At 71.2% G+C, this 22,852-nt stretch carries 22 protein-coding genes and 1 other RNA gene; 8 read left to right on the forward strand and 15 right to left on the reverse strand.

Annotated features, from left to right (window positions below; genetic code table 11):
- Positions 1-2 precede the first annotated feature (2 nt).
- From ACFWV2_RS13035 to ACFWV2_RS13045, 3 genes are all read right to left on the reverse strand, one after another.
- On the reverse strand, positions 3-1,346 hold the full coding sequence (locus ACFWV2_RS13035) for an extracellular solute-binding protein (protein WP_384405054.1): 1,344 nt from the start codon (positions 1,344-1,346) through the stop codon (positions 3-5).
- A 309-nt stretch (positions 1,347-1,655) separates the two neighbouring features.
- Entirely contained in the window at positions 1,656-1,949 is a 294-nt protein-coding gene (locus ACFWV2_RS13040) for a DUF3039 domain-containing protein (protein ID WP_384405055.1), read from the reverse strand.
- 30 nt (positions 1,950-1,979) lie between these two features.
- A complete protein-coding gene (locus tag ACFWV2_RS13045; RefSeq protein WP_384405056.1) occupies positions 1,980-2,540 on the reverse strand; it encodes a YqgE/AlgH family protein in 561 nt (186 codons plus the stop codon).
- 299 nt (positions 2,541-2,839) lie between these two features.
- On the opposite strand from ACFWV2_RS13045, the gene murA reads away from it, so the two are divergent.
- Positions 2,840-4,186 carry a UDP-N-acetylglucosamine 1-carboxyvinyltransferase gene (murA, locus tag ACFWV2_RS13050; protein WP_384405057.1) on the forward strand — a complete coding sequence of 449 codons (1,347 nt, stop codon included), beginning with the start codon at positions 2,840-2,842 and terminating at the stop codon, positions 4,184-4,186.
- Between the two features lie 145 nt (positions 4,187-4,331).
- Here murA and ACFWV2_RS13055 read toward each other — a convergent pair whose 3' ends face one another.
- From ACFWV2_RS13055 to ACFWV2_RS13065, 3 genes are all read right to left on the reverse strand, one after another.
- Positions 4,332-4,613, reverse strand: coding sequence for an HU family DNA-binding protein (locus ACFWV2_RS13055; protein WP_015033921.1), 282 nt, complete (start codon positions 4,611-4,613; stop codon positions 4,332-4,334).
- A gap of 312 nt (positions 4,614-4,925) precedes the next feature.
- Positions 4,926-6,356, reverse strand: coding sequence for an NAD-dependent malic enzyme (locus ACFWV2_RS13060; protein ID WP_384405058.1), 1,431 nt, complete (start codon positions 6,354-6,356; stop codon positions 4,926-4,928).
- 418 nt (positions 6,357-6,774) lie between these two features.
- Complete coding sequence (locus tag ACFWV2_RS13065; RefSeq protein WP_384405059.1) at positions 6,775-9,105, reverse strand: HelD family protein; 2,331 nt, start codon at positions 9,103-9,105, stop codon at positions 6,775-6,777.
- A 179-nt stretch (positions 9,106-9,284) separates the two neighbouring features.
- Here ACFWV2_RS13065 and ACFWV2_RS13070 point away from each other — a divergent pair, with 179 nt between their 5' ends.
- Genes ACFWV2_RS13070 through ACFWV2_RS13080 form a run of 3 tightly spaced genes read left to right on the forward strand, consistent with a single transcriptional unit; the run spans position 9,285 to position 11,697 of the window.
- Positions 9,285-10,088, forward strand: coding sequence for an alpha/beta fold hydrolase (locus ACFWV2_RS13070; protein WP_384405060.1), 804 nt, complete (start codon positions 9,285-9,287; stop codon positions 10,086-10,088).
- Positions 10,088-11,362 carry a PP2C family protein-serine/threonine phosphatase gene (locus tag ACFWV2_RS13075; RefSeq protein ID WP_384405061.1) on the forward strand — a complete coding sequence of 425 codons (1,275 nt, stop codon included), beginning with the start codon at positions 10,088-10,090 and terminating at the stop codon, positions 11,360-11,362. Before ACFWV2_RS13070 ends, ACFWV2_RS13075 begins: the two co-directional genes overlap by 1 nt.
- Entirely contained in the window at positions 11,359-11,697 is a 339-nt protein-coding gene (locus ACFWV2_RS13080; protein WP_384405062.1) for an STAS domain-containing protein, read from the forward strand. The genes ACFWV2_RS13075 and ACFWV2_RS13080 overlap by 4 nt, the downstream gene beginning before the upstream one ends.
- A 15-nt stretch (positions 11,698-11,712) precedes the next feature.
- Here the strand turns inward: ACFWV2_RS13080 and ACFWV2_RS13085 are convergent, their stop codons facing one another.
- The 3 genes from ACFWV2_RS13085 to ACFWV2_RS13095 form a co-directional block, all read right to left on the reverse strand.
- Positions 11,713-12,849 carry a uroporphyrinogen-III synthase gene (locus ACFWV2_RS13085; RefSeq protein ID WP_384405063.1) on the reverse strand — a complete coding sequence of 379 codons (1,137 nt, stop codon included), beginning with the start codon at positions 12,847-12,849 and terminating at the stop codon, positions 11,713-11,715.
- 84 nt (positions 12,850-12,933) lie between these two features.
- On the reverse strand, positions 12,934-14,289 hold the full coding sequence (locus ACFWV2_RS13090; RefSeq protein WP_384405064.1) for a nitrate/nitrite transporter: 1,356 nt from the start codon (positions 14,287-14,289) through the stop codon (positions 12,934-12,936).
- A 120-nt stretch (positions 14,290-14,409) separates the two neighbouring features.
- Complete coding sequence (locus tag ACFWV2_RS13095) at positions 14,410-15,420, reverse strand: LysR family transcriptional regulator (protein WP_384405065.1); 1,011 nt, start codon at positions 15,418-15,420, stop codon at positions 14,410-14,412.
- A gap of 83 nt (positions 15,421-15,503) precedes the next feature.
- On the opposite strand from ACFWV2_RS13095, the gene ACFWV2_RS13100 reads away from it, so the two are divergent.
- From ACFWV2_RS13100 to ACFWV2_RS13110, 3 genes are all read left to right on the forward strand, one after another.
- A complete protein-coding gene (locus tag ACFWV2_RS13100) occupies positions 15,504-16,850 on the forward strand; it encodes an MFS transporter (RefSeq protein ID WP_384405066.1) in 1,347 nt (448 codons plus the stop codon).
- 64 nt (positions 16,851-16,914) lie between these two features.
- A complete protein-coding gene (locus ACFWV2_RS13105; protein ID WP_384405067.1) occupies positions 16,915-17,190 on the forward strand; it encodes a type II toxin-antitoxin system Phd/YefM family antitoxin in 276 nt (91 codons plus the stop codon).
- Positions 17,187-17,444, forward strand: a complete 258-nt coding sequence (locus ACFWV2_RS13110) for a Txe/YoeB family addiction module toxin (protein WP_384405068.1) — start codon at positions 17,187-17,189, stop codon at positions 17,442-17,444. Before ACFWV2_RS13105 ends, ACFWV2_RS13110 begins: the two co-directional genes overlap by 4 nt.
- Before the next feature lie 88 nt (positions 17,445-17,532).
- Here ACFWV2_RS13110 and ssrA read toward each other — a convergent pair.
- From ssrA to ftsE, 5 genes are all read right to left on the reverse strand, one after another.
- Positions 17,533-17,925: a transfer-messenger RNA gene (gene ssrA / locus ACFWV2_RS13115) on the reverse strand.
- 100 nt (positions 17,926-18,025) lie between these two features.
- A complete protein-coding gene (smpB, locus tag ACFWV2_RS13120) occupies positions 18,026-18,565 on the reverse strand; it encodes an SsrA-binding protein SmpB (RefSeq protein WP_360784908.1) in 540 nt (179 codons plus the stop codon).
- Positions 18,566-18,583: 18 nt separating this feature from the next.
- Positions 18,584-19,771, reverse strand: a complete 1,188-nt coding sequence (locus ACFWV2_RS13125) for a S41 family peptidase (RefSeq protein ID WP_384405069.1) — start codon at positions 19,769-19,771, stop codon at positions 18,584-18,586.
- 78 nt (positions 19,772-19,849) lie between these two features.
- Entirely contained in the window at positions 19,850-20,770 is a 921-nt protein-coding gene (gene ftsX / locus ACFWV2_RS13130) for a permease-like cell division protein FtsX (protein WP_384405070.1), read from the reverse strand.
- Positions 20,771-20,799: 29 nt separating this feature from the next.
- Positions 20,800-21,489 carry a cell division ATP-binding protein FtsE gene (gene ftsE, locus ACFWV2_RS13135; protein WP_053648390.1) on the reverse strand — a complete coding sequence of 230 codons (690 nt, stop codon included), beginning with the start codon at positions 21,487-21,489 and terminating at the stop codon, positions 20,800-20,802.
- 235 nt (positions 21,490-21,724) lie between these two features.
- On the opposite strand from ftsE, the gene ACFWV2_RS13140 reads away from it, so the two are divergent.
- The gene (locus tag ACFWV2_RS13140) at positions 21,725-21,907 is read left to right on the forward strand and encodes a hypothetical protein (RefSeq protein ID WP_384405071.1); all 183 of its coding nucleotides are present in this window, start codon (positions 21,725-21,727) and stop codon (positions 21,905-21,907) included.
- A 96-nt stretch (positions 21,908-22,003) separates the two neighbouring features.
- On the opposite strand, the gene ACFWV2_RS13145 is transcribed toward ACFWV2_RS13140, so the two are convergent.
- Positions 22,004-22,777, reverse strand: coding sequence for an LPXTG cell wall anchor domain-containing protein (locus ACFWV2_RS13145; RefSeq protein ID WP_384405072.1), 774 nt, complete (start codon positions 22,775-22,777; stop codon positions 22,004-22,006).
- Between the last annotated feature and the right edge of the window lie 75 nt (positions 22,778-22,852).

Genomic DNA, 22,852 nt, shown 5'->3' on the forward strand with positions numbered 1-22,852 from the left:
TGTCAGCCCGCCGGCGCGAAGGCCGCGTCCATCTTCTTCGCGGCGTCGTCGGCGGCCGCCTTGACGTCCTTACGGCCGCTGACGATCTCCTGGAACATCGTGGGCAGTACGAGGGAGGCGTCGATCCGGCCCCAGCCGGGGGACGCGGGGACGAACTCGGTGCCGGCGCCGAGGGTGTCGATGAAGGGCTTCACGAACGGCTGGCGCCGGGCGGCCGCGGCGCGGACGTCGGTGTACGTGGGGAGGAAGCCCATCGCGTCGAAGAGGCGGCCCTGGGTCTCCTTGCCGGTCAGGGACTTGAGCAGGTCGACGGCGAGGGTGCGGTGCGACGTGCTCCTGAGGACGCCGATGTTGTTGCCGCCCGCGAAGGCGGGGGCGATGGAGCCGGGGGTGGTGCCGGGCAGCGGGACGACGGCGTACCGGCCCTTGACGGTGCCGGCCTCGACGGCGGCGTGGCTGAAGTCGCCGCCGATGGCCATGGCGGCCTTGCCGGAGGCGAAGGCGGTGACGGTGGCGTTGCCGCCCATCTGGGCGCACTTGGCGGCCGGGCAGTTGTCCTCGCCGAAGAGCGAGGTGTACGTGGTGATGCCCTTGAGGGCGGCCTCGCTGTTGATGGCGGCCTTGTACGAGTCGCCGACCGGGGTGGCGAGTTCGCCGCCCGCCGCCCAGACGAAGGGCAGGGCGCCGTAGGTGTAGGCGCCACCGACGGCCATCCCGTACAGCTCGGGCCTCGCCTTGCGGATCTTCTTGGCGGTGGAGACGAGTTCGGCCTGGCTCTTGGGGGCGGTGAGGCCGAGTTCCCGGAACACGTCGGTGCGGTAGTAGAGGGCACGGACGCCGACGAAGAGCGGGGCGCCGTAGACCTTCCCGGCGACGGTGACGGACCGTTTCGCGGTGGGGTCGGTGTCCTCGGCCTCGTCCCAGCCGGCGAACTCGGTGCTGATGTCGGCGAGTCCGCCGTCCTTGACGTATCCGGCGGTGTCGGTGTTGCCGTACTCGATGAGGTCGGGGGCCGACTTCGGGTCGTTGAAGGCGGCCTTGACGCGTTGGGCGCGGGTCTCGACGGGGATGTACTCGATCTCGACCCTCGCGCCGCGGTGGGTCTTCTCGAAGGCGGCGACGGCCTGGTCGACGACCTGTTCCTTGGGCGCGTTGCCGACCTCCTGGAAGAGCCAGACGCGCAGGGTGCCGGTCCTCTCGTCCGTGGTGGCCCTGCCGTCGGACGTCTGGGGGGCGCAGGCGGTGGCGGTGAGTCCCGCGAGCAGGAGTGCGGTGGCGGTGGCGGTGATGGGGGTCCCCCCTGCTCGGGCGAAGCCGAGAGCTCGGGGGAGGGCAGGAAGCTTCATGGCGGATCCCCTCCGGATGCATCCGTTGCAACATGCGCAACGCGCGTTTCGTTCTGCACAACACGCGTGAGGTTAGGCGCGGTCCCGGTGGGCCGACAAGAGGTCTCGACCACTTCGACGGGCGGGAGACCCCTTTCGGGCGGGAGACCACCTCGACGGCCGGGCGACCCCGCAGACGGACGGGAGACCCCTTCGCGGGTCCGGAGACACGGAAGCGGGCCGGAAACGCGGAACGGCCCCCGTCGCACGTACCGAAGTACGCGCGACGGGGGCCGTCCCCGACGTCAGGACACCGCTGTCCGCTGCCCGCTACTTGTCCTTGCCGCCCTTGCCCTTGTCCTTGTCGCCGCCGCCGGCGCCCATGGATTCGTAGATCTCCTTGCACATGGGACAGACCGGGTACTTCTTGGGGTCGCGCCCCGGCACCCAGACCTTTCCGCACAGCGCCACGACGGGCGTCCCGTCGAGGGCGCTCGCCATGATCTTGTCCTTCTGGACGTAATGGGCGTAGCGCTCGTGGTCCCCGTCACCGTGGGACACCTGCGGCGTCGGCTCGACGAGGGTTCCCGTACCTGACCCGCGCTCGGGCTCGAGAGTGCTCATAAGCGCCAAGGGTACTGAAAGCCGGGGCCCTCAGTTGAGCGACGGGTCGTCGGGGTACGTGGCGATCATCGCGAGCTCCCCGCGCTGCCTGCGGAGCACCTGCCGCCAGAGCGTCTCGGGCTGCGGCGAGGAGACGTCGCCGGGCTCGGACTCGACCACGTACCAGGCGCCCTCTCCGAGCTCGGACTCCAGCTGTCCGGGGCCCCAGCCCGCGTACCCCGCGAAGATCCGCAGCGAGCCGAGGGCCGGTCCGAGCAGCTCGGGCGGGGTTTCCAGGTCGACGAGGCCGATCGCCCCGTGCACCCGCCGCCAGCCGAGGGGGCCCTCGTCGCCGGGGATCACGGCGACGCCGAGAGCGGCGTCGAGCGAGACGGGGCCGCCCTGGAAGACGACTCCGGGTTCACCGGCGAGCCCGGCCCACCCGGCGAGGATGTCGCCGACGGTCACCGGTGTCGGCCGGTTGAGGACCACGCCGAGGGAGCCCTCGTCGTCGTGGTCGAGGAGCAGGACCACCGCGCGGTCGAAATTCGGGTCCGCGAGCGCGGGGGTGGCGACGAGCAGCCGTCCTGTGAGCGAGGACACCTCGGTCATGCGACACATGATCCCGCATCTTCGGGCTTCGCGGGGGTTGTCGGGGCGACCGAGGGACGGGATGGCGGGAAGTCGACGAGCGCCGCAGATCAGATCGGTGACCGCGGCGGTCGGCGGGCGGCCCCGGGGCGCCTTGACGAGGGAAGCGGACGGTGACACTCCGCAAGATCACGGGAACAGAGGGTGTTGTGCCGAATTCATTACGTCTGACAGGCCCCCCGGGGCATCCAAGAGAGGTCTCATGGCCCCTTACCCTTTTCACTGGCCACCCGACCGACCCACTCCGGAACGCGAGATTCATGACCGGCACAGAGAGCCATGATGTACTGCTCGTCCATGGCGGAACCCCGCTGGAGGGCGAGATCCGCGTCCGCGGCGCGAAGAACCTCGTGCCCAAGGCGATGGTCGCCGCCCTGCTCGGCAGCGGCCCCAGCCGCCTGCGCAACGTTCCCGACATCCGTGACGTCCGCGTCGTCCGCGGACTGCTCCAGCTGCACGGAGTGACGGTCCGTCCGGGTGAGGAACCCGGCGAGCTCGTCCTCGACCCGACGCACGTCGAATCCGCGAACGTCGCCGACATCGACGCCCACGCCGGCTCGTCGCGCATCCCGATCCTCTTCTGCGGCCCGCTGCTGCACCGCCTCGGCCACGCCTTCATCCCGGGCCTCGGCGGCTGCGACATCGGCGGCCGGCCCATCGACTTCCACTTCGACGTGCTGCGCCAGTTCGGTGCCACCATCGAGAAGCGGGCGGACGGGCAGTACCTGGAGGCCCCCCAGCGCCTCCGCGGCTGCAAGATCCGGCTGCCGTACCCCTCGGTCGGCTCGACCGAGCAGGTGCTGCTGACGGCCGTCCTCGCCGAGGGCGTCACCGAGCTGTCGAACGCGGCGGTGGAGCCCGAGATCGAGGACCTGATCTGCGTCCTGCAGAAAATGGGCGCGATCATCTCCATGGACACCGACCGGACCATCCGGATCACCGGTGTCGACCGCCTCGACGGCTACACCCACCGCGCGCTCCCGGACCGCCTGGAGGCCGCCTCCTGGGCGTCGGCCGCGCTGGCGACCGAGGGCAACATCTACGTGCGCGGCGCCCAGCAGCGCTCGATGATGACCTTCCTCAACACGTACCGGAAGGTCGGCGGTGCCTTCGAGATCGACGACGAGGGCATCCGCTTCTGGCACCCGGGCGGCTCGCTCAACGCGATCCACCTGGAGACGGACGTGCACCCGGGCTTCCAGACCGACTGGCAGCAGCCGCTGGTCGTGGCCCTGACGCAGGCGTCCGGCCTCTCCATCATCCACGAGACGGTGTACGAGTCGCGGCTCGGATTCACCTCCGCGCTGAACCAGATGGGTGCGCACATCCAGCTGTACCGCGAGTGCCTCGGCGGCTCCGACTGCCGCTTCGGCCAGCGGAACTTCCTGCACTCGGCGGTCGTGTCCGGCCCGACCCGGCTCCAGGGCGCCGACCTGGTCATCCCCGACCTGCGCGGCGGATTCTCGTACCTGATCGCGGCGCTGGCGGCGCAGGGCACCTCCCGGGTGCACGGTATCGAGCTGATCAACCGCGGCTACGAGAACTTCATGGAGAAGCTCGTCGAGCTGGGCGCCAAGGTCGAGCTCCCGGGCCGCGCGCTGGTGTAGGGCGTCACGGCCTCCGTGCGGACCTCACGGGGCCCGCACGGAGGCCCAGGGGCCCACGGAGGGCCCCTGGCGCCCGTACGGGCGCACAAGAAAGGGCGGCCATCCCCGAACAGGGTGGCCGCCCTTTCTGCGCCTACAAGCTGCCTTACTTGCCCTTGGCGGCTTCCTTGAGCTTCGAGCCCGCGGAGACCTTCACGCTGTAACCGGCCGGGATGTCGATCGGGTCGCCGGTCTGCGGGTTACGAGCGGTGCGAGCGGCACGGTGAGTGCGCTCGAAGGTCAGGAAGCCGGGGATGGTGACCTTCTCGTCGCCCTTGGCGACGACCTCACCGACGGTCTCGGCGAGCGCGGCCAGCACGGCGTCGGCGTCCTTGCGGGTCACCTCGGCGCGGTCGGCCAGGGCGGCCACCAGCTCACTGCGGTTCATGTTGTTACTCCCGTGTTCTTCTTGCCTGTGAGGCGTGCCACGCGGCGGAAGCCGCGTGATTGGGTACAGCGAAGCCGATGCTGCCAGGGCCTTCGGACAGTCCCCGGACCCGGGTCTAATGACAGACCCTCGCGCCCAAACACGCATCCTGCCCCCACCAGCGGCGGGAACGCCAATCCGGCACCCCCTGGGGTCACACGAAAAACGCCAGAGCCCCGTGGTGGTGACGTTCTGTCGACTCCGCGAAAACGAAGCGGAGCCGAAAAGCCACCCTAAAGGCGGGTTTCCGGCTCCGCGAATCGCGACGCGCCGTCAGCGCCCGGTCGCCGCCGAGCCGCCGCCCGCGGCCTTCGCCGCGTTGCGCACCGCTCCGGCGACCGCGCCGGCCACCTTGTCGTTGAAGACGGACGGGATGATGTAGTTCGGGTTCAGCTCGTCCTCGGTGACGACGTCCGCGAGAGCCGTGGCGGCCGCGAGCATCATCTCCGTGTTGACGGTACGGGAGTGGGCGTCGAGCAGGCCGCGGAAGACACCCGGGAAGACCAGTACGTTGTTGATCTGGTTCGGGAAGTCCGAGCGGCCGGTGGCGACGACGGCGGCCGTCTGCCGGGCGGCTGCCGGGTCGACCTCGGGGTCGGGGTTCGCGAGCGCGAACACGATCGCGCCTTCCGCCATGGCGGCCACGTCCTCCGCGCCGAGCAGGTTCGGGGCCGACACGCCGATGAAGACGTCCGCGCCGACGACGGCCTCCTTGAGGGTGCCGGTGACGCCCTCGGGGTTGGTGTTGTCGGCGATCCAGCGCAGCGGGGAGTCCGCGGGGGCGTCCACGAGGTCCTCGCGGCCCGCGTGCACGACGCCCTGGATGTCGGCGACGACGGCGTGCTTGACACCCGCCGCGATCAGCAGTTTCAGGATGGCCGTACCGGCGGCGCCGGCCCCGGACATGACGACCCGTACGTCACCGACGCTCTTGTTCACCACGCGCAGGGCGTTGGTGAGGGCGGCGAGGACGACGATGGCGGTGCCGTGCTGGTCGTCGTGGAAGACGGGGATGTCGAGGGCCTCGCGCAGCCGGGCCTCGATCTCGAAGCAGCGGGGCGCGGAGATGTCCTCCAGGTTGATGCCCGCGAAGCCGGGGGCGATGGCCTTGACGATCGCGACGATCTCGTCGGTGTCCTGCGTGTCGAGGCAGATCGGCCAGGCGTCGATGCCGGCGAAGCGCTTGAAGAGGGCCGCCTTGCCCTCCATGACGGGCAGGGCGGCCATCGGGCCGATGTTGCCGAGGCCGAGGACGGCGGAGCCGTCGGTGACGACCGCGACCGAGTTGCGCTTGATGGTGAGGCGGCGGGCGTCCTCGGGGTTCTCGGCGATCGCCATGCAGACCCGGGCGACGCCCGGGGTGTAGATCATCGAGAGGTCGTCACGGTTGCGGATGGGATGCTTGGACGCCATCTCGATCTTGCCGCCGAGGTGCATCAGGAACGTGCGGTCGGAGACCTTGCCGAGGGTCACGCCCTCGATGGTGCGCAGCTGCTCGACGATCTCGTCGGCGTGCGAGGTGGACGTCGCGGCGATGGTGACGTCGATGCGGAGCTTCTCGTGGCCGGAGGCGGTCACGTCGAGGCCGGTGACGGATCCGCCGTGGGACTCCACCGCCGTGGTCAGCTGCGAGACCGCGGTTCCGCTCGCGGGAACCTCCAGCCGGACCGTCATCGAGTACGAGACGCTGGGCGCCGTTGCCATGGCCGAGTTCCTCTGCTTTCCCTGAGCTTCGTTGCTACGCCGCCTCGGCTGGTTGCCCGGCGGCGCCCTCCGATGGTCGCACCTACCAGCCGGTAGCAGGTAATGCGGTCATTTTGTTTTCGGAAAGTAGTTTCCACCATACGAGAACCCATGGGGAAACAGAAGAGGTCCCCGTCACCAGGGGCGACGAGGACCTCGACTTCGTGACTACGTACGAGAACAAAAGCGTCTAAGTGGCACCGACCCGCCATGCTCGCCTCGCGGCAAGTGGTCCCTCTGGGGGACGAAGGTTGGGCCCGGGGGCTTGGATCGAGCCGGTGCCACCACAAGGCTAACAAACCACCCTGCCAAGTGATTCAGGCGCCACAGGTTGACCTGAAATCGGCCTCGGGCAGGCCCCCCGGCGACGCCCGGGAACTCAGTCCCGCAGCAGGTCGGGCACCCCCGCCCCGTCCGGCATGTCGCCCGCGCCCGCGACCACCGTGAGCTGCTGCGTCGCACGGGTGAGGGCCACGTACAGCACCCGCAGCCCGGCCGGGGACTCGTCCGCGATCTCCGCCGGCGAGACGACCACCGTGGCGTCGTACTCCAGGCCCTTCGCCTCGAGGGAGCCGAGCGCCACCACGCGGTCGCCCAGCTCGGCGAGCCAGCGTGCCGCCTCCGCGCGCCGGTTCATGGCGACGACGACACCGACGGTGCCCTCCACCCGCTCCAGGAGCAGCCGCGCCTCGGACCGTACGGTTTCGGCCAGGTCGGCCTTCTCCGGTACGGCCACGAAACGGGGCTCGACACCCGTGGAGCGGACGGCGCGCGGCGACTCCTTGCCCGGCATGGCGAGGGCGAGCACCTTGGCGGCGAGTTCGGCGATCTCGGCCGGGTTCCGGTAGTTCACGGTCAGCTCGAAGCGGCGCCGCGGCCGGGAGCCGAGGGCCTCGTCACGGGCCTCCGCGGCCTCGTCCGGGTCCGACCAGGAGGACTGCGCCGGGTCGCCGACGACCGTCCAGGTCGCGTGCCGGCCGCGCCGCCCGACCATCCGCCACTGCATGGGCGTGAGGTCCTGCGCCTCGTCGACGATCACGTGCGCGTACTCGGTGCGCTCGGCCGCGAGCCGCTCGGCCCGCTCGCGCTGCGTCTCCTCCCGTTCGGGCATCAGCTCCTCCAGGCCCGTGAGCTGGTCCAGCGGGTCGTACTCCCGGCGCTTCTTCGGCCGGGACGGGGCGCCCAGGAGCGTGCCCAGCTCGTCGAGGAGGGCCACGTCGTGGACGGACAGCTCCCGGCGGCGCAGCGAGCGGGCCAGCCGCCGCACCTCGCCCTGGTTGAGGATGCGGCGGGCCCAGCGGCCGAGCCGCCGCTCGTCGGCCATCGCGTCGAGGACCCCGCGCGGGGTGAGCTCCGGCCACCAGGCGTCGAGGAAGGAGAGGAAGGAGTCCTCGGTGGAGACGTCCTCGTCGAAGGAGGAGCGCAGCTCGGCGGCGAGCTCGGGGTCGCTGTGCCGGCCGACGGCGCCGGACTTGGCGTACAGCGCGTCGAGGAGCAGCCTGCGGGCGCGGGGGCGGAGCAGGTTGACGGGGGCGGTGCCGCCGAGGACGTTGTGGCGGATGCGCCGCAGCTCGTCGGACTCCAGCTCCAGGCGGCGGCCGAAGGCGACGACACGGAGCCGGTCGGGCGTCCCGGTGTGGTCCTCATCGCCCAGGGCGAGCTGCCCCTGCGGTCTCCTGGGCGCCGGGTTCTCCAGGGCTCCGCGGGCCGCCTTGCGCAGCACGTGGAGCATCCGGGAGGAGCCCTTGATCCGGGCGACGGCGGGTTCGTCGTAGGCGGTGGCCTCGACGCCGTCGACCAGCGAGCCGACGGCCCTGATCGCGACCTGGCCCTCCTCGCCGAGGGAGGGCAGGACACCCTCGGTGTACGAGACGAGGAGCGGGGTCGGGGAGACGATGAGGATGCCTCCCGCGTACCGCCGCCGGTCCTGGTAGAGCAGGTACGCGGCCCGGTGCAGGGCGACGGCGGTCTTGCCGGTGCCGGGGCCGCCCTCCACGTACGTGACGGAGGCGGCGGGCGCGCGGATGACGAGGTCCTGCTCCGCCTGGATGGAGGACACGATGTCCCGCATGGTGTGGCTGCGGGCCTGGCCGAGGGCGGCCATCAGGGCGCCGTCGCCGATCACGGGCAGCTCGCGCCCGTCGAGGGTGGCCCGCAGCTCGGGGCGCATCAGGTCGTCCTCCACGCCGAGGACCTTGCGGCCCTTGGAGCGGATGACCCGGCGGCGCACGACCCGGCCGGGGTCCACCGGGGTGGACCGGTAGAAGGGCGCGGCGGCGGGCGCGCGCCAGTCGATGACCAGCGGCGCGTAGTCGGAGTCGAGGACGCCGATCCGGCCGATGTGGAGGGTCTCGCCGATGTCGGCGGTGTTGTCGGGGCGGACGGCGTCCTCGGCGGGCTCGATCGAGGTGTAGGCGCCGTCGGGCCCCTTCTTGCCGTCCTCGCCGTACAGCAGATCGATCCGGCCGAAGAGGAAGTCCTCGAACTCGTTGTTGAGCCGGTTGAGGTGGATGCCGGCCCGGAAGACCTGGGCGTCGCGCTCGGCGAGAGCGCCGGGCGTGCCGACCTGGCCCCGCTGGGCGGCGTCGTTCATCAGGAACTCCGCCTCGTGGATCTTTTCCTCCAGCCGGCGGTAGACGTGATCCAGATGTTCCTGCTCGACACCGATCTCACGGTCTCTGACCGTGTCCACGGCTTCCTGCGCGGCCACCTAAGGCCCCCTTCTGACGTGCACTGGGCAGCCGTCGAGCGTACGCCACCGGGAGCCGCCGTGTCAGGCGCGATCGACTCCCGGCGGCAGATCGCGGGCCGCAGGTGGAGGCACGGGGTGGATTGTGGGGGATTCATGGCCGTGTGGGAGTGATGGCGTGAGTCTGAGAGGGTGCAGGTATGGACATCGAGCGCAGGAACAACGTCACCGTGACCGGGAACCCCGAGGGACGCACGGTGGTGCTGGCTCATGGGTTCGGGTGTGATCAGAACATGTGGCGGCTGACGGTGCCCGCTCTGGCGCCGGACCACCGCGTGGTGCTGTTCGACTACGTGGGCTCGGGACGTTCGGACGCGTCCGCCTTCTCCGCGGAGCGCTACGCCTCCCTGGACGGCTACGCCAGGGACGTGGCCGAGGTGTGCGAGGCGCTCGACCTGCGTGACGCGGTGTTCGTGGGGCACTCGGTCAGCGCGATGATCGGCGTGACGGCCCTCGGCATGGTCCCGGGGCGGATCGGTGCGCTGGTGATGGTCGCCCCCTCGCCGCGTTACCTCGACGACGAGGGGTACCGGGGCGGGTTCGGCGCCGAGGACATCGACGAACTGCTGGCGTCCCTGGAGTCGAACTACCTGGGCTGGTCGGCGGCCATGGCTCCGGCCATCATGGGCAACGCGGACCGGCCCGAGCTCGGCGAGGAGCTGACCAACAGCTTCTGCGCCACGGACCCGGACATGGCACGGGTCTTCGCCCGGGCCACGTTCCTGTCGGACTCGCGGGACGACCTGAAGGGCGTGGAGGTGCCGACGCTGATCCTGGACTGCGTCCAGGACGTCATCGCCCCCCGGGAGGTCGGCGCCTTCGTCCACCGGGCGATCCCCGGCTCCACGCTGGTCACGCTGGACGCGACCGGCCACTGCCCCCACCTGTCCGCGCCGGAGGCCACCAACGACGCGATCACCCGCTTCCTGGCGGAGTTGCGGTGATGTGCCGCACCGGGCACCGGCCCGACCCCTACGGCACCGGTGGCGAGGAGTCCTCGGACATCACGTTCACCGCGCTCCTCGAGGACAGCGCCGAGGAGCTGTACGAGAGCGCGCCGTGCGGCTACCTGTCGACGCTGCTCGACGGCACCGTCGCGAAGATCAACGGCACGCTCCTGGGGTGGCTCGGTCTGGAGCGGAAGGCGGTGATCGGCCGCATGCGCTTCACCGACCTGCTGACCGTGGGCGGCAAGCTGTACCACGAGACCCACTTCGCGCCGCTGCTGCGCATGCAGGGCGAGATCGGCGGCATCGCCCTGGAGATGAGGCAGGCCGACGGCGGCCGCCTGCCGGTGCTGATCTCCTCCGCGCTCAAGTACGGCGAATCCGGCGAGCCGCTGCTGATCCGCACCACCGTCTTCGACGCCCGCGACCGCCGCGCCTACGAAGTGGAGCTCCTGCGGGCCCAGAAGGCCGCCGAACAGGCCCGCCGGGAGGCGGAGGCCGACCGGGCCCGGCTGCAGGACGCCCTCGCCGTACTCCAGGCATCGCTGCTGCCCGACACCCTGCCGCCGATACCGGGGGTGGAGACGGCCGCCCACTACCGCACGGCCTCCCCCGACCGGCTGGGCGGCGACTTCTACGACGTCCTCCCCCTCGGCGGCGGACGCTTCGCCTTCTTCCTGGGAGACGTGTGCGGCAAGGGCCCCCAGGCCGCCGCCGTCACCTCACTGGCCCGCTACACCCTGCGCACCGCCGTCCTGCACGACCCCGACCCGGTGGCCGCCCTGACGACCCTCAACACCGCGCTCCACGAGCGCTACAGCGCCGGCGATCCGCGGTACTGCACCGCCATCGTCGGCGTCATGGAACCCGATCCCGCCACCGGCCGGGCCGCCGTCCGCATCGCCTCGGGAGGCCACCCGTCGGCCCTCGTCCTGCGGGGCGACGGCACCGCCGACTTCCTGCCCACCCCGGGCGGCCTCCTCGTCGGCATCCTGCCCACCGCGCCCTTCGTCACCGCGACCACCACCCTGGGCCCCGGGGACACCCTGCTGCTCTACACCGACGGGCTCACCGAAGCCCGCACCGGCCCCGGCCGCACCGGCCTGTACGGAGACGACGCCTTGCGCGCCTTCGCCACCCCCCACGCGGGCAGACCGCCCCACGCGGTCATCGAGGCCCTGACCGTCCTGCTGGACGGCTTCGGCGACGGCCTGGACGACGACACCGCGCTCCTCGCCCTCGGCGTCCCCACGACCGAGAGTCGGACATGACACCGCTGAGCATCACCACCCTGGTCGCCGCGACCGGCCCCGTCCTCCAGGTCGTCGGCGAACTCGACTACACCACCGCCACCCGGCTGCGGGACACGCTCGCCACCGTCACCCTGCGGCCGGGCCAGCGACTCGTGCTGGACCTGGCCGGCATGGAGTTCTGCGACTCCAGCGGCATCACCGCCCTGCTCGCCGCCCGCGCGCGGGCCCACGCCGCCCAGGCGGACATCGCCCTCGCCGGCGTCCCCGCCCACACCCTTCGCATCCTGCACATCGTCGGCCTCGATCAGGTCTTCACCCTTCACCCGGACATCGACGCGGCCACCCGGCCCTGACCCCCGGGAGGGGTCTCAGCCGTCGTACTTCGCGTCGGCGGAGGGATCCAGCGCCAGCCGGTACCCCCGCTTCACCACCGTCTGGATCAGCTTCGGCGTCCCGAGCGCCGCCCGCAGGCGCGCCATCGCCGTCTCCACCGCGTGCTCGTCCCGGCCCGCCCCGGGCAGCGCCCGCAGCAGGTCGGCCCGGGAGACCACCCAGCCGGGGCGGCGCGCGAGCAGCCCGAGGAGGGCCATTCCGGCGGGCGGCACGGGCCGCAGGACGCCGTCGACGAGGACGGCGTGGCCCCGGACCTCCATCCGGTGCCCCGCCACCGGCAGGACCCGCGAGCGGCCGGGCAGCTCCTTGCAGAGGAGCTGGACGAGCGGCCCGAGCCGGAACCGCTCCGGCTGGTAGGTGTCGATGCCCTCGGCCTGGAGCGGCAGCGCCGTCACGGGCCCCACGCACACGGCGAGCACGTCGTGCCGCAGCGCGGCGACGAGTGCGTCCCGTACGCCCTTCTCCTCGGCCCGGGAGAGCAGCGAGGCGGCCGCGGGGGCGCTGGTGAAGGTGACGGCGTCCAGGGTGCCGGAGAGGGCCGCGTCGAGGAGCCGGTCGAGCGGCGCGGTGTCCTCCGGGGGCATCCAGCGGTAGACGGGGACGCCGACGACCTCCGCTCCGGCGGCGCCGAGCGCCTCCACGAAGCCGGGCAGCGGCTCCCCGTGCAGCTGGAGCGCGATGCGGCGCCCGGCGACGCCCTCGTCGAGGAGCCGGTCGAGGACCTCGGCCATGGACTCCGAGCCGGGCGACCAGGACTCGGTGAGTCCCGCGGCCCGCACGGCGCCCTTGACCTTGGGGCCGCGGGCGAGGAGTTCGGTGTCCCGCAGGACGGCGAGGAGTTCCTCGCCGTATCCCCAGCCCTCGGCCGCCTCGACCCAGCCCCGGAAGCCGATCGCCGTGGTGGCGACGACGACGTCCGGGGCGTGGTCGAGGAGTTCCTTGGTGGCGGCGAGGAGTTCGGTGTCGTCCGCGAGGGGCACGATCCGCAGTGCGGGGCCGTGGACGACGGCGGCGCCGCGCCGGCGCAGCAGCGCGATGAGTTCGTCCGCGCGCCGCGCCGCGGTGACGCCGACGGTGAAGCCGGCGAGGGGGCCGTGTTCTTGCTCGTCCATGGGGCCCGAGCCTGACGGGGACGCGTGACAGACTCGGTTCGCCCGTATTTCCTGGTCGTTACGGTCCGCGCCGTGCACCGGAGATCACACCTTCGCGTAGCCGGGCCGGGGCTCCGACGCGGTGACGGCCTCGGCGGTCCGGGGGACCGCGGTGGGGCGCCGAAGGTATACCGACCAGGTGACGGCCATGCAGGCCGCGTAGAAGACCAGGAAGGCGACGAAGGCGGCGGTGCCGCTGCCGACGGTCTGGAAGGACTGGCGGAAGGCGAGGTTGATGCCCAGTCCGCCGAGCGCGCCGACCGCCCCGATGAGACCCATGGCGGCGCCGGAGAGACGCCGGCCGTACGCCTCCGCCGCGTCTCCCGAGAGCCCCTTGCGGTGCCCCTGGGCGAGGAAGATCGCCGGGATCATCTTGAACGTGGAGCCGTTGCCGAGTCCGCTGAGGACGAAGAGGGCGATGAAGCCGACGAGGAAGACGGCGAGCGACTCGACGACGGAGGCGTAGATCACCACTCCGGTCGCGGCGGCCATCCCGGCGAACGTCCCCAGGGTGATGCGGGCGCCGCCGTGCCGGTCGGCGAGGGAGCCGCCGACGGGCCGGATCAGCGAGCCGAGCAACGGGCCGATGAAGGTGAGCGAGGCGGCCTGGAGCGGGGTGCGTCCGAACTGGGTCTGGAGGACGAGTCCGAATGCGAAGCTGTAGCCGATGAAGGAGCCGAAGCAGCCGATGTACAGGAAGGCCATGATCCAGGTGTGGCGGGCCCGTACGGCCTCCTTCGCGGCCCCGGTGTCGTTCTTGACGGGGGCGAGGTTGTCCATGAAGAGCGCGGCGCACACGGCGGCGACCACGATCAGGGGGAGGTAGACCCCGAGCACGATCCGGGGGTGCACGGCACCGGCGGTGCCGATGACGAGGAGGCCGACGAGCTGTACGACGGGGACGCCGATGTTGCCGCCGCCCGCGTTGAGCCCGAGAGCCCAGCCCTTCCTGCGGAGCGGGAAGAACGCGTTGATGTTGGTCATCGAGGAGGCGAAGTTGCCACCGCCGACACCGGTGAGCGCGGCCACCAGGACGAACGTGGTGTACGAGGTGCCGGGCTCCATCACCGCGAAGGCGAGGCCCGTGGGCAGCAGGAGCATCAGGGCGCTGAAGACGGTCCAGTTACGGCCGCCGAAGCGGGCGACGGCGAAGGTGTACGGGATCCGGATCAGCGCGCCGACGAAGGTCGCGGTCGCGATCAGGAAGAACTTGCCGGCCGGGTCGACGCCGTACTGCGGCCCCATGAAGAGCACCATGACCGACCACAGGCTCCAGACGGAGAACCCGATGTGCTCGGAGAGCACGGAGAAGATCAGGTTCCGCCGGGCGATCCGCTCGCCCTTCTCACGCCAGAAGGTCTCGTCCTCCGGCTCCCACTGCTCGATCCACCGGCCGCCCATGTCGTACCTCCGCGGGTGTCGGGTCCTGGGGCGTCCACAGCCCCGGTCCACCTGTCGGCGAGGCTAGTAAGGTCGCGTTTCGGCCCGATGCCGAGAGGTGACGGGAGCGGAACCTTGCTCTCACCCGGCGCGGAAGGCCCCTGTGAGCGCCTGCGGTCCCGCCCGGTCCACGCCGGGCTCGGCCTCGGGCAGCCAGGAGCCGGGCGGGCGTTTCAGCCAGCCCTCCGCCGCGCCGATCTCCGCGGCTGCGGCCCGCAGGGCGTCGAGGCCGGGGTGGCGCAGACCCTTGCGCCACACCAGGCTCACGGGCGACAGGGGTACGGGGTCGGTGAGCGGCCGCAGGACGCAGCCCGGCATGGGCGGGAAGTCGACGACGGCGAGCACCGGGTTGCGGTGTTTGGCCATGATGCGGCGGAACTCCTCATGGCCGACCGCGAGCGGCGCGGGCGGGGCGACCTCGATGCCGCGCCCGGCGAAGAGCCGGGCGGCGAGGTCGGTCCACTCGGGCGTACGGTCGTTCCCCGCGCCCGCGTAGACCCGTTCCCCGGCGAGGCCCGCGAGCGGCACCTCGGACAGGCCGGCCAGCGGATGGTCCTCGGGAAGGATCACCGCCATTCGCTCGTACCGTACGAACTGGAAGTCGAGCCGCGCCCGCAGCCCCGCTTCGAGCCCTCCGTACCGGCCGAAGGAGGTGTCGAGCCGTCCGGCGAGGATGTCCCGCACCGCGCCGGTGAGCCCGCTCTCGTAGCGGGCCATCAGCTCGTGCTCCGGAGCGAGTTCACGGGCCCGGCGCAGGACGCGTTCCTGGACGAGGCCCGGACTGTTGAGGTCGACGAGGAGGGGCCGGGGGGCGGCGCGGAAGGCCTCGGTCAGCTCGTCGTGGGCGGCGAGGACCCGGCGGGCGTACGGGAGGAGGCGCTCCCCGTCCGGGGTGAGGGCGACCTGCCGGGTGGTCCGTACGAAGAGCTCGGCGGCCAGCTCGCGCTCCAGGCGCCGGATGTCCCGGCTGAGGGCCTGCTGGGCGACGTAGAGGCGGGCGGCGGCCCGGGTGAAGTGCAGCTCCTCGGCGACGGCGGTGAAGGCGCGCAGCAGGCGGGGGTCGATGTCGTACGGGGACGGGGTGGCGGGCACCGCCGCATTCAACAACACAGACGCGTGAATGGCCACCGAACAGGTGTTGGACCCGCCCGGCCCGCTGCCCCGAGCCTTGACCCATGCCGCATCCGGAGCTCCCCCCGACCCCGGCGGGCCCGGTGCTCGCCGCCCGCCACCAGGCCCCCCACTCCCCCCGCCCTGAGGAACGACCACCTGCCGCCCCCGGCGACCAGGGACGACCGCCCTCGACCTCCGGGCACCACGGACAGCCCGCCCCCGTCCCCGGCCCCCTCCCCCGCAACCCCTACCTCCGGCTCTTCGCCGCACCCGGCACCCGTGCCTTCACCGCCGGCAATCTGATCGCCCGGCTGCCCATGGGCATGTTCGGCGTCAGCGCCGTCATCATGATCGCCGCGGCCTACGACTCGTACGCGCTCGCCGGCGCCGTCACCGCCACCGGCACGGCCGCCGGGGCCCTCACCGCCCCCTGGATCGCCCGGCTCGTCGACCGGTGCGGCCAGGCGCGGATCGCGGTCCCCGCCACCGCCTACGCGGTCCTCGGCCAGGTGGTCCTGCTGCTCTGCGTCCATCAGAGGGCGCCCGTCTGGGCCCTCTTCGCCACGGCCGCCCTCACCGCCACGAGCCCCAACACGGGCGGCATGTCCCGGGCCCGCTGGGCCCACCTCTTCCGGGGCGACCGGGACGCCCTCCACACCGCCAACGCCTTCGAACAGGCCGTCGACGAACTCTGCTTCATGCTCGGCCCGGTCGTCGCCGCGCTCGTCTGCTCGACCCTCTTCCCCGAGGCGGGCACCCTCGTCGCCGCCACCCTCTTCCTCGGCGGGGTCCTGGTCTTCACCGCCCAGCGCGCCACCGAACCGCCGGTCGCGCCCCGCACCGCCGCCGGTTCCCCGCTGCGGGTCCCCGGCATGGTCCCCCTCCTCGCGGTCTTCCTCGCCACCGGGGCCGTCTTCGGCTCCATGGAGGTGGTGACCCTCGCGTACGTGGACGGCCCCCTCGCCGGGCCCGTCCTCGCCCTCCAGGCCGCCGGGTCCTGCGCGGCGGGTCTCCTCTACGGCCGCGCCCGCCGTACGGCCCGGCTGCGCTTCTGCCTGGCCGCGATGAGCGTCCTGATGACGCTGCCGCTGCTCGCCGCCTCGACCGGCTCGCTGCTCGCCCTCGCCGCCGGGCTGCTCGTGGCGGGGATGGCGACGGCTCCCACGATGGTGACGGGCATGGGGCTGGTCCAGCGCATGACACCGGCGTCCCAGCTCAACGAGGGCATGACCCTTGCCGTGACCGCCCTCCTCGGCGGCATCGCGGCCGGCTCCGCCACCGGAGGCTGGGCCGCCGACCACGCCCCGTTCCCCGCCTTCGGCTTCCTGATCCCGGTCACGGCGGCGAGCCTGGCCCTGACGCTGGCCCTGCGCGTCGACCGTGCCGACTACGAGCCCTCCACCCCCTAGACTGGTACAAGTTTATGGTACGGTACTCGTACCTTAAAGCTGTACATACGGAGGAGCGGACGTCATGTCCATAAGCGCCAGCGAAGCCAGGGCGACCCTGTTCCCCCTGATCGAGCGCGTCAACACCGATCACGACCCCGTACGCATCACCTCCAAGAACGGCGACGCCGTCCTCATGTCGGCCGCCGACTACGACTCCTGGCAGGAGACCGTCTACCTGCTCCGCTCTCCCGCCAACGCCCAGCGCCTGATGGAGGCGGTGGCCCGCGACCGCGAAAGCACCCCGGTGATCACCAAGTCGATGGACGAGCTGAGGGACTTGGCCGGGGGCGAGGAGTGAGGAGCATCCACTTCGACCCTGCCGCCTGGGAGGACTTCCTGTTCTGGCTCTCCTCGGACCGGAAGACGGCCCGAAGGATCACCCGCCTGATCGGCGAGATCCAGCGCGACCCCTTCGGCGGGATCGGCAAGCCCGAGCCACTCAAGGGTGACCTGTCGGGCTACTGGTCGCGCCGGATCGACGACGAGCACCGACTCGTCTACCGGGCGGACGACAAGGAAGTGAAGATCCTCAAAGCCCGCTACCACTACTGACGCATGATGAAGGCCCGGCAGTCTGCTGACTGCCGGGCCTTCGCCCACATGGGATGAGGTGTCCGAGCGGGCAAGCCCCTCGGACGCTCGGTGGAGATGGCGGGAATCGAACCCGCGTCCAACGGTACGGAAACAGAGCTTCTCCGTGTGCAGTCCGCTACGAGTTTCTCAGCCCCGGAGATCACGCGGACAAGTCTCCGACGGGCTCAGTCACTGTTTGATTTCCCCCTCAGCCCCGTGACCGGGCCGAGAGGTTTAGATCCCTAAATGACGCCAGGATCCGGGTCGGGACCACCCCCGGGCTGACGCTCCTCACAGAGGCTTCTTGTCGTTACCTAAAATTAGGCAGCGAGGGCGAAGCGGGAGTTATCGCTCTTGGAGTTGGCGATTATTGGTTGCGACATATGGTTAACGAGATCATTGCCGCTTCCTCGACACGCTTCCTCTGCATCGGTATCCGCTGTCGAAACCGATCATCCCCATGTTGACTTATCAAGGTGCACGCCCCTCGCGAGGCGGGCACGGCCCATCGTACGTGACCGACGGCCGCTGTCGCCAGCGTATTACCCGCGGCCGCGCCGCTAGGCGATCTTCGCGGCCCGCTCCCTGCGCTTGGCCGCCGCGATGGCCCGGTTGGTCTCGCGGGTGTCCTGCTTCTCGCGCAGCGTCTGACGCTTGTCGAACTCCTTCTTGCCCTTGGCGAGCGCGATCTCGACCTTGACCCGGCCGTTGAGGAAGTACAGCGCCAGGGGCACGATCGTGTGACCCGTCTCCTGGGACTTCGACTCCAGCTTGTCGATCTCCTCGCGGTGCAGCAGCAGCTTGCGCTTCCGCTTCGCCGAGTGGTTGGTCCAGCTGCCCTGCATGTACTCGGGCACATGGATGTTGTGCAGCCACGCCTCGTGGTTGTCGATCTGCACGAAGCCGTCGACCAGCGAGGCGCGGCCCATCCGCAGCGACTTCACCTCGGTGCCCATGAGGACCACACCGCACTCGTACGTGTCGACGATGTGGTAGTCGTGGCGCGCCTTCTTGTTCTGCGCGATGATCTTGCGCTCGGGCGCCTTGTCCTGGTTCTTCTTCGCAGGCTTGCCCTGCACGTTCACGAGTCCCTTTGCCATAGTGCGGTCATTTTCGCACTACGAGCCCCCTCCGAGGCCACTCAATACCGTCTTCGCCCGTTCCTCGGCCCGCTCCCCGGCCGCCAGGTCGGGGGTGATGCCCCGACCGTCCACCGCGTGCCCGGCCGGCGTCCGGTAGTGGCCGACGGTCAGCTCGGCGACGGAGCCGTCCGGCAGGGCGCTCGGCATCTGGACGGCGCCCTTGCCGAACGTGCGCGAACCGACCGTGACCGCCCGGCCCCGGTCCTGGAGGGCGCCGGTGAGCAGCTCGGCCGCGCTCATGGTGCCCCCGTCGATCAGCGCCACCAGGGGCCGGTCGGTGTCGCCGCCGCCCTCCGCGTACACGGCCCGCTGCTCGCCCTCCACGTCGTACGTGGCGACCAGGCCGCCGTCGAGGAAGGCGGAGGCGGCCACGGCCGCCTCGGCGACCAGGCCGCCCGCGTTGCCCCGCAGGTCCAGGAGGACGCCGGCGCCGGCCGGGGCGTCCCGCACCGCGTCACGCACGCGTGTGCCCGCGCCCTTGGTGAAGGCGGCGACCCGGATGAGCAGGGTCCCGTCGTCCAGGCGGCGGACGGTGACGGGGTCCGTGGCGAGCCGGGCCCGGTGCAGGGTCCGCGTCCAGGCGGCGCGGCCGCGCTCGACGCGGAGGGCGACGGCCGAGCCGGGCACTCCGTCGCCGCGCAGCAGGGCGACGACCTCGGAGACCGAGAGCCCGTCGACGGGGCGTCCGTCGACGGAGACGAGCCGGTCCCCGACCCGGAGCCCGGCCCGCTCGGCGGGACCTCCGGACTGCACCCGGGTCACCCGGACGCGGTTCCCGTCGGCCCGGCCCGCGGAGAGCCCGACACCGGTGTAGGCGCCGTCAAGGGCCTGCTCGAACTCGGCGTACTCCTTCTTGTCGTACACCGCGCCCCAGCGGTCGCCGCTGCGGCTGACGAACTCCTCGGCGGCCTGCTTGCCCGACTTCCCGTCGGCCATGGCCGCGGCGGCGGCGCGGTTCAGGGCGGCGCGGTCGACGGGCGCGTCGGCCGCGGGCGGCCGCCCCGCGCGCGTGGACGCGGCCGCGGGATCGCCTCCCGCGTCCTGCCGGGGCAGGGAGCCGGTGGCGGCGGCGGTGGCGAGGACCCCGGCGAAGACCAACGTCAGAACGGCCCCACGGAGTAAGCCGCGGGGCCGGATACAGAGGTGTTCGGTGTCAGCCGACATGCCGCCCACTCTAGGACAAGACGATGGCGCCGCACGGGCTTTGGCCGTACGACGCCATCCGTCGTCAGGGGTCTCTTCTCACACCTTCAGGTACTTGCGCAACGCGATGAAAGCAGCCACGGCGGGCATGAGGAGCCCGATGGCGATCACCAGCGGCAGCTTGGCGAAGACCGCGTCCCAGCCGATGAAGTTGACCAGCTGCATCTTCTCCGCGAGGGCGATGCCGTGGTCGATCAGGAAGTACCGGCCGACGAGCAGCAGCACACAGGCGACCGCGCCGCCCAGGAGTCCGGCGAATGCGGCCTCCATGATGAACGGCATCTGGATGTAGAAGCTGGACGCGCCGACGAGCCGCATGATGCCCGTCTCGCGGCGGCGGCTGAACGCCGAGACGCGCACGGTGTTGACGATCAGCATCAGCGCGATGACCAGCATCAGGCCCATGACACCGAGGGCGGCGATGTTCATGCCGTTCATCAGGTCGAAGAGGTTCTGCAGGATGTTCCGCTGGTCCTGCACCGACTCGACGCCCTCGCGGCCCGCGAAGGCGGTGGCGACCACCTTGTACTTCTCCGGGTCCTTGAGCTTGACCCGGAACGACTCCGGCATCTGGTCCGGCGTGATGACGGAGGCGATGGCGGTGTCGCTGTACTCCTCCTTGTAGTGCTTGTACGCCTCGTCGGCCGACTCGTAGTAGACGGTCTCGACGATGTCCATCTTCTGCAGGTCGGCCTCGATCTGCTCCTTCTGCTGGGCCGTGACCGCACCCTTGGAGCACTTGGCCGCCGCGGCCGACGCGTCGGCCTTGTTGCAGAGGTAGATGGAGACGTTGACCTTGTCGTACCAGTAGTCCTTCATCGTGCTGACCTGCTCGCGCATGAGCAGCGCGCCGCCGAAGAGGGCGAGCGAAAGGGCCACGGAGACGATGACGGCGAAGGTCATCGTGAGATTGCGCCGGAGACCGACACCGATCTCGGAGAGCACGAACTGAGCGCGCATGGGTCTGCTTTCTCCTACTCGCTACAGGCTCAGTGCTGGTATCCGTAGACGCCGCGTGCCTGGTCGCGGACCAGGCGGCCCTTCTCGAGCTCGATGACGCGCTTGCGCATCTGGTCGACGATGTTCTGGTCGTGGGTCGCCATGACGACGGTGGTCCCTGTCCTGTTGATGCGGTCGAGCAGCTTCATGATGCCGACCGAGGTCTGCGGGTCGAGGTTGCCGGTGGGCTCGTCGGCGATCAGCAGCATCGGGCGGTTGACGAAGGCACGGGCGATGGCGACGCGCTGCTGCTCACCGCCGGAGAGCTCGCCCGGCATCCGGTCCTCCTTGCCGCCGAGGCCGACCAGGTCGAGCACCTGCGGCACGGCCTTGCGGATCTCGCCGCGCGGCTTGCCGATGACCTCCTGGGCGAAGGCCACGTTCTGGGCGACGGTCTTGTTGGGCAGCAGGCGGAAGTCCTGGAAGACGGTGCCGAGTTGACGCCGCATGTGCGGCACCTTCCAGTTGGACAGCCGGGCCAGGTCCTTGCCGAGGACGTGCACCTGGCCTTGACTGGCGCGCTCCTCACGGAGGAGCAGCCGCAGGAAAGTCGACTTACCGGAGCCGGAGGAACCGACGAGGAAGACGAACTCCCCCTTCTCGATCTCCAGGGAGACATCCCGGAGCGCGGGGCGGTTCTGCTTCGGATAGGACTTGGAGACGTTGTCGAATCGGATCACGGATGCACCACGGTCGGCCGGGAGTAGGTGTGCGTGACCTTACGCGAACGGGGTGACCCCGCGCAGTCGCGGTCCTGGCTTGCGTACTTTATCCTTTTCGCCCTTGCGGGCCGGGCGGGGACGATCCGGTGGGGCGCGCCGAAACGCCGTCGAGCTGGCACAGTGGTAGGGGGAACGTCCGGGTACCACCGGGCGTTGTCCTGATGGAGCCCCCAGTGCGGGAGGAGGAGAGCGCATGACCTACGACCGACTGGTGTGCGCCAACTGCGCGGCCCCGGTGACCGAGGGCCGCTGCCGCGTCTGCCGGGCCAACCGGGAGCGTCTGACCCCGCAGGGTCTCTCGCCCGCGATGCTGCTGACGCTGGCGATCGCCCTGCTGGCCGCGCTGGCACTGCTCGCCGCGGTCCGCACGGCCTAGCCGGGCCGCGCGGCGTCCACACGAGCCGGAAACACGAGGAAGGGCCGGGGAGGGTTCCCCGGCCCTTCTTCATGCGCTGTCCGTCGCGGATCGCGGTCAGACGGCGGTGTGACCACCGGCGACGAGACGCGGCAGCATACGGAAGCCGATGCCACCGGCGATCATGGTGGCGGCGCCGATGACCAGGAACGAGGTCTCGGCCGCACCGGTCTCGGCGAGCTCCTCCTTCGCCTGGCCCTGCTGCACGGGCTGCGAGCCGGCGTTGTTGGTGTCGGTGTTGCTGTTGCCGGTGTCCACGCACTCGGCGCCGTCGAGGTCGACGGTGCAGGTGCCGGGGTCGCCGGAGTCGGTGGAACCACCGTCGGTGTCGTCACCCGGGGTGACGGGTGAGTCGGTCGAACCGGGGTCGGTGGTCTCACCGGTGCCCGGGGCGGTGGTCTCGCCCGTGCCCGGCTCGGTCGTCTCACCCGTGCCCGGCTCGGTCGTCTCACCCGTGCCCGGCTCCGTCGTCTCGACCGGAGGGGTCGTCTCGACCGGCGGAGTGGTCTCCACCGGAGGGGTCGTCTCCACCGGAGGGGTCGTCTCCACCGGCGGAGTGGTCTCCACCGGAGGGGTCGTCTCCACCGGCGGAGTGGTCTCCACCGGAGGGGTCGTCTCGACCGGCGGAGTGGTCTCCACCGGCGGAGTGGTCTCCACGGGAGGCGTGGTCTCACAACCGGCGCTCTCGGGAAGGCACGTGGGCGTCGGGGTCGGCACATCGCCGAAGGCGCCCACGGCCTGCGCCGCACCCGCCGCGGTGAGCGACGCACCCGCTGCGATCACCGCACCGGCGGCGATGCGCGCGATACGGACTCGCATCTGCTTGGTCATCTGGCTGCTACCCCCAGTAGCTCAACTCGTCATGGGGCAACGCTCGGGGCAGCGGCAGAGGCGGCTCACGACTGG

Origin of the sequence: Streptomyces sp. NPDC058671, from assembly GCF_042716475.1 — a bacterium.
In the GTDB taxonomy this organism is placed as follows: domain Bacteria; phylum Actinomycetota; class Actinomycetes; order Streptomycetales; family Streptomycetaceae; genus Streptomyces.

Excerpts from the sequence above, each read along its gene's own strand:
- ftsX (WP_384405070.1), bottom strand. The coding sequence starts at position 20,770 with ATGCGCGCTCAGTTCGTGCTCTCCGAGATCGGTGTCGGTCTCCGGCGC.
- ACFWV2_RS13125 (WP_384405069.1), bottom strand. The coding sequence starts at position 19,771 with ATGTCGGCTGACACCGAACACCTCTGTATCCGGCCCCGCGGCTTACTC.
- ACFWV2_RS13080 (WP_384405062.1), top strand. The coding sequence starts at position 11,359 with ATGACACCGCTGAGCATCACCACCCTGGTCGCCGCGACCGGCCCCGTC.
- ACFWV2_RS13105 (WP_384405067.1), top strand. The coding sequence starts at position 16,915 with ATGTCCATAAGCGCCAGCGAAGCCAGGGCGACCCTGTTCCCCCTGATC.
- ACFWV2_RS13075 (WP_384405061.1), top strand. The coding sequence starts at position 10,088 with ATGTGCCGCACCGGGCACCGGCCCGACCCCTACGGCACCGGTGGCGAG.
- smpB (WP_360784908.1), bottom strand. The coding sequence starts at position 18,565 with ATGGCAAAGGGACTCGTGAACGTGCAGGGCAAGCCTGCGAAGAAGAAC.
- ACFWV2_RS13090 (WP_384405064.1), bottom strand. The coding sequence starts at position 14,289 with ATGGGCGGCCGGTGGATCGAGCAGTGGGAGCCGGAGGACGAGACCTTC.
- ACFWV2_RS13040 (WP_384405055.1), bottom strand. The coding sequence starts at position 1,949 with ATGAGCACTCTCGAGCCCGAGCGCGGGTCAGGTACGGGAACCCTCGTC.
- ACFWV2_RS13060 (WP_384405058.1), bottom strand. The coding sequence starts at position 6,356 with ATGGCAACGGCGCCCAGCGTCTCGTACTCGATGACGGTCCGGCTGGAG.
- ACFWV2_RS13055 (WP_015033921.1), bottom strand. The coding sequence starts at position 4,613 with ATGAACCGCAGTGAGCTGGTGGCCGCCCTGGCCGACCGCGCCGAGGTG.
- ACFWV2_RS13140 (WP_384405071.1), top strand. The coding sequence starts at position 21,725 with ATGACCTACGACCGACTGGTGTGCGCCAACTGCGCGGCCCCGGTGACC.
- murA (WP_384405057.1), top strand. The coding sequence starts at position 2,840 with ATGACCGGCACAGAGAGCCATGATGTACTGCTCGTCCATGGCGGAACC.
- ACFWV2_RS13070 (WP_384405060.1), top strand. The coding sequence starts at position 9,285 with ATGGACATCGAGCGCAGGAACAACGTCACCGTGACCGGGAACCCCGAG.
- ACFWV2_RS13045 (WP_384405056.1), bottom strand. The coding sequence starts at position 2,540 with ATGACCGAGGTGTCCTCGCTCACAGGACGGCTGCTCGTCGCCACCCCC.
- ACFWV2_RS13035 (WP_384405054.1), bottom strand. The coding sequence starts at position 1,346 with ATGAAGCTTCCTGCCCTCCCCCGAGCTCTCGGCTTCGCCCGAGCAGGG.
- ACFWV2_RS13145 (WP_384405072.1), bottom strand. The coding sequence starts at position 22,777 with ATGACCAAGCAGATGCGAGTCCGTATCGCGCGCATCGCCGCCGGTGCG.
- ACFWV2_RS13100 (WP_384405066.1), top strand. The coding sequence starts at position 15,504 with ATGCCGCATCCGGAGCTCCCCCCGACCCCGGCGGGCCCGGTGCTCGCC.
- ACFWV2_RS13085 (WP_384405063.1), bottom strand. The coding sequence starts at position 12,849 with ATGGACGAGCAAGAACACGGCCCCCTCGCCGGCTTCACCGTCGGCGTC.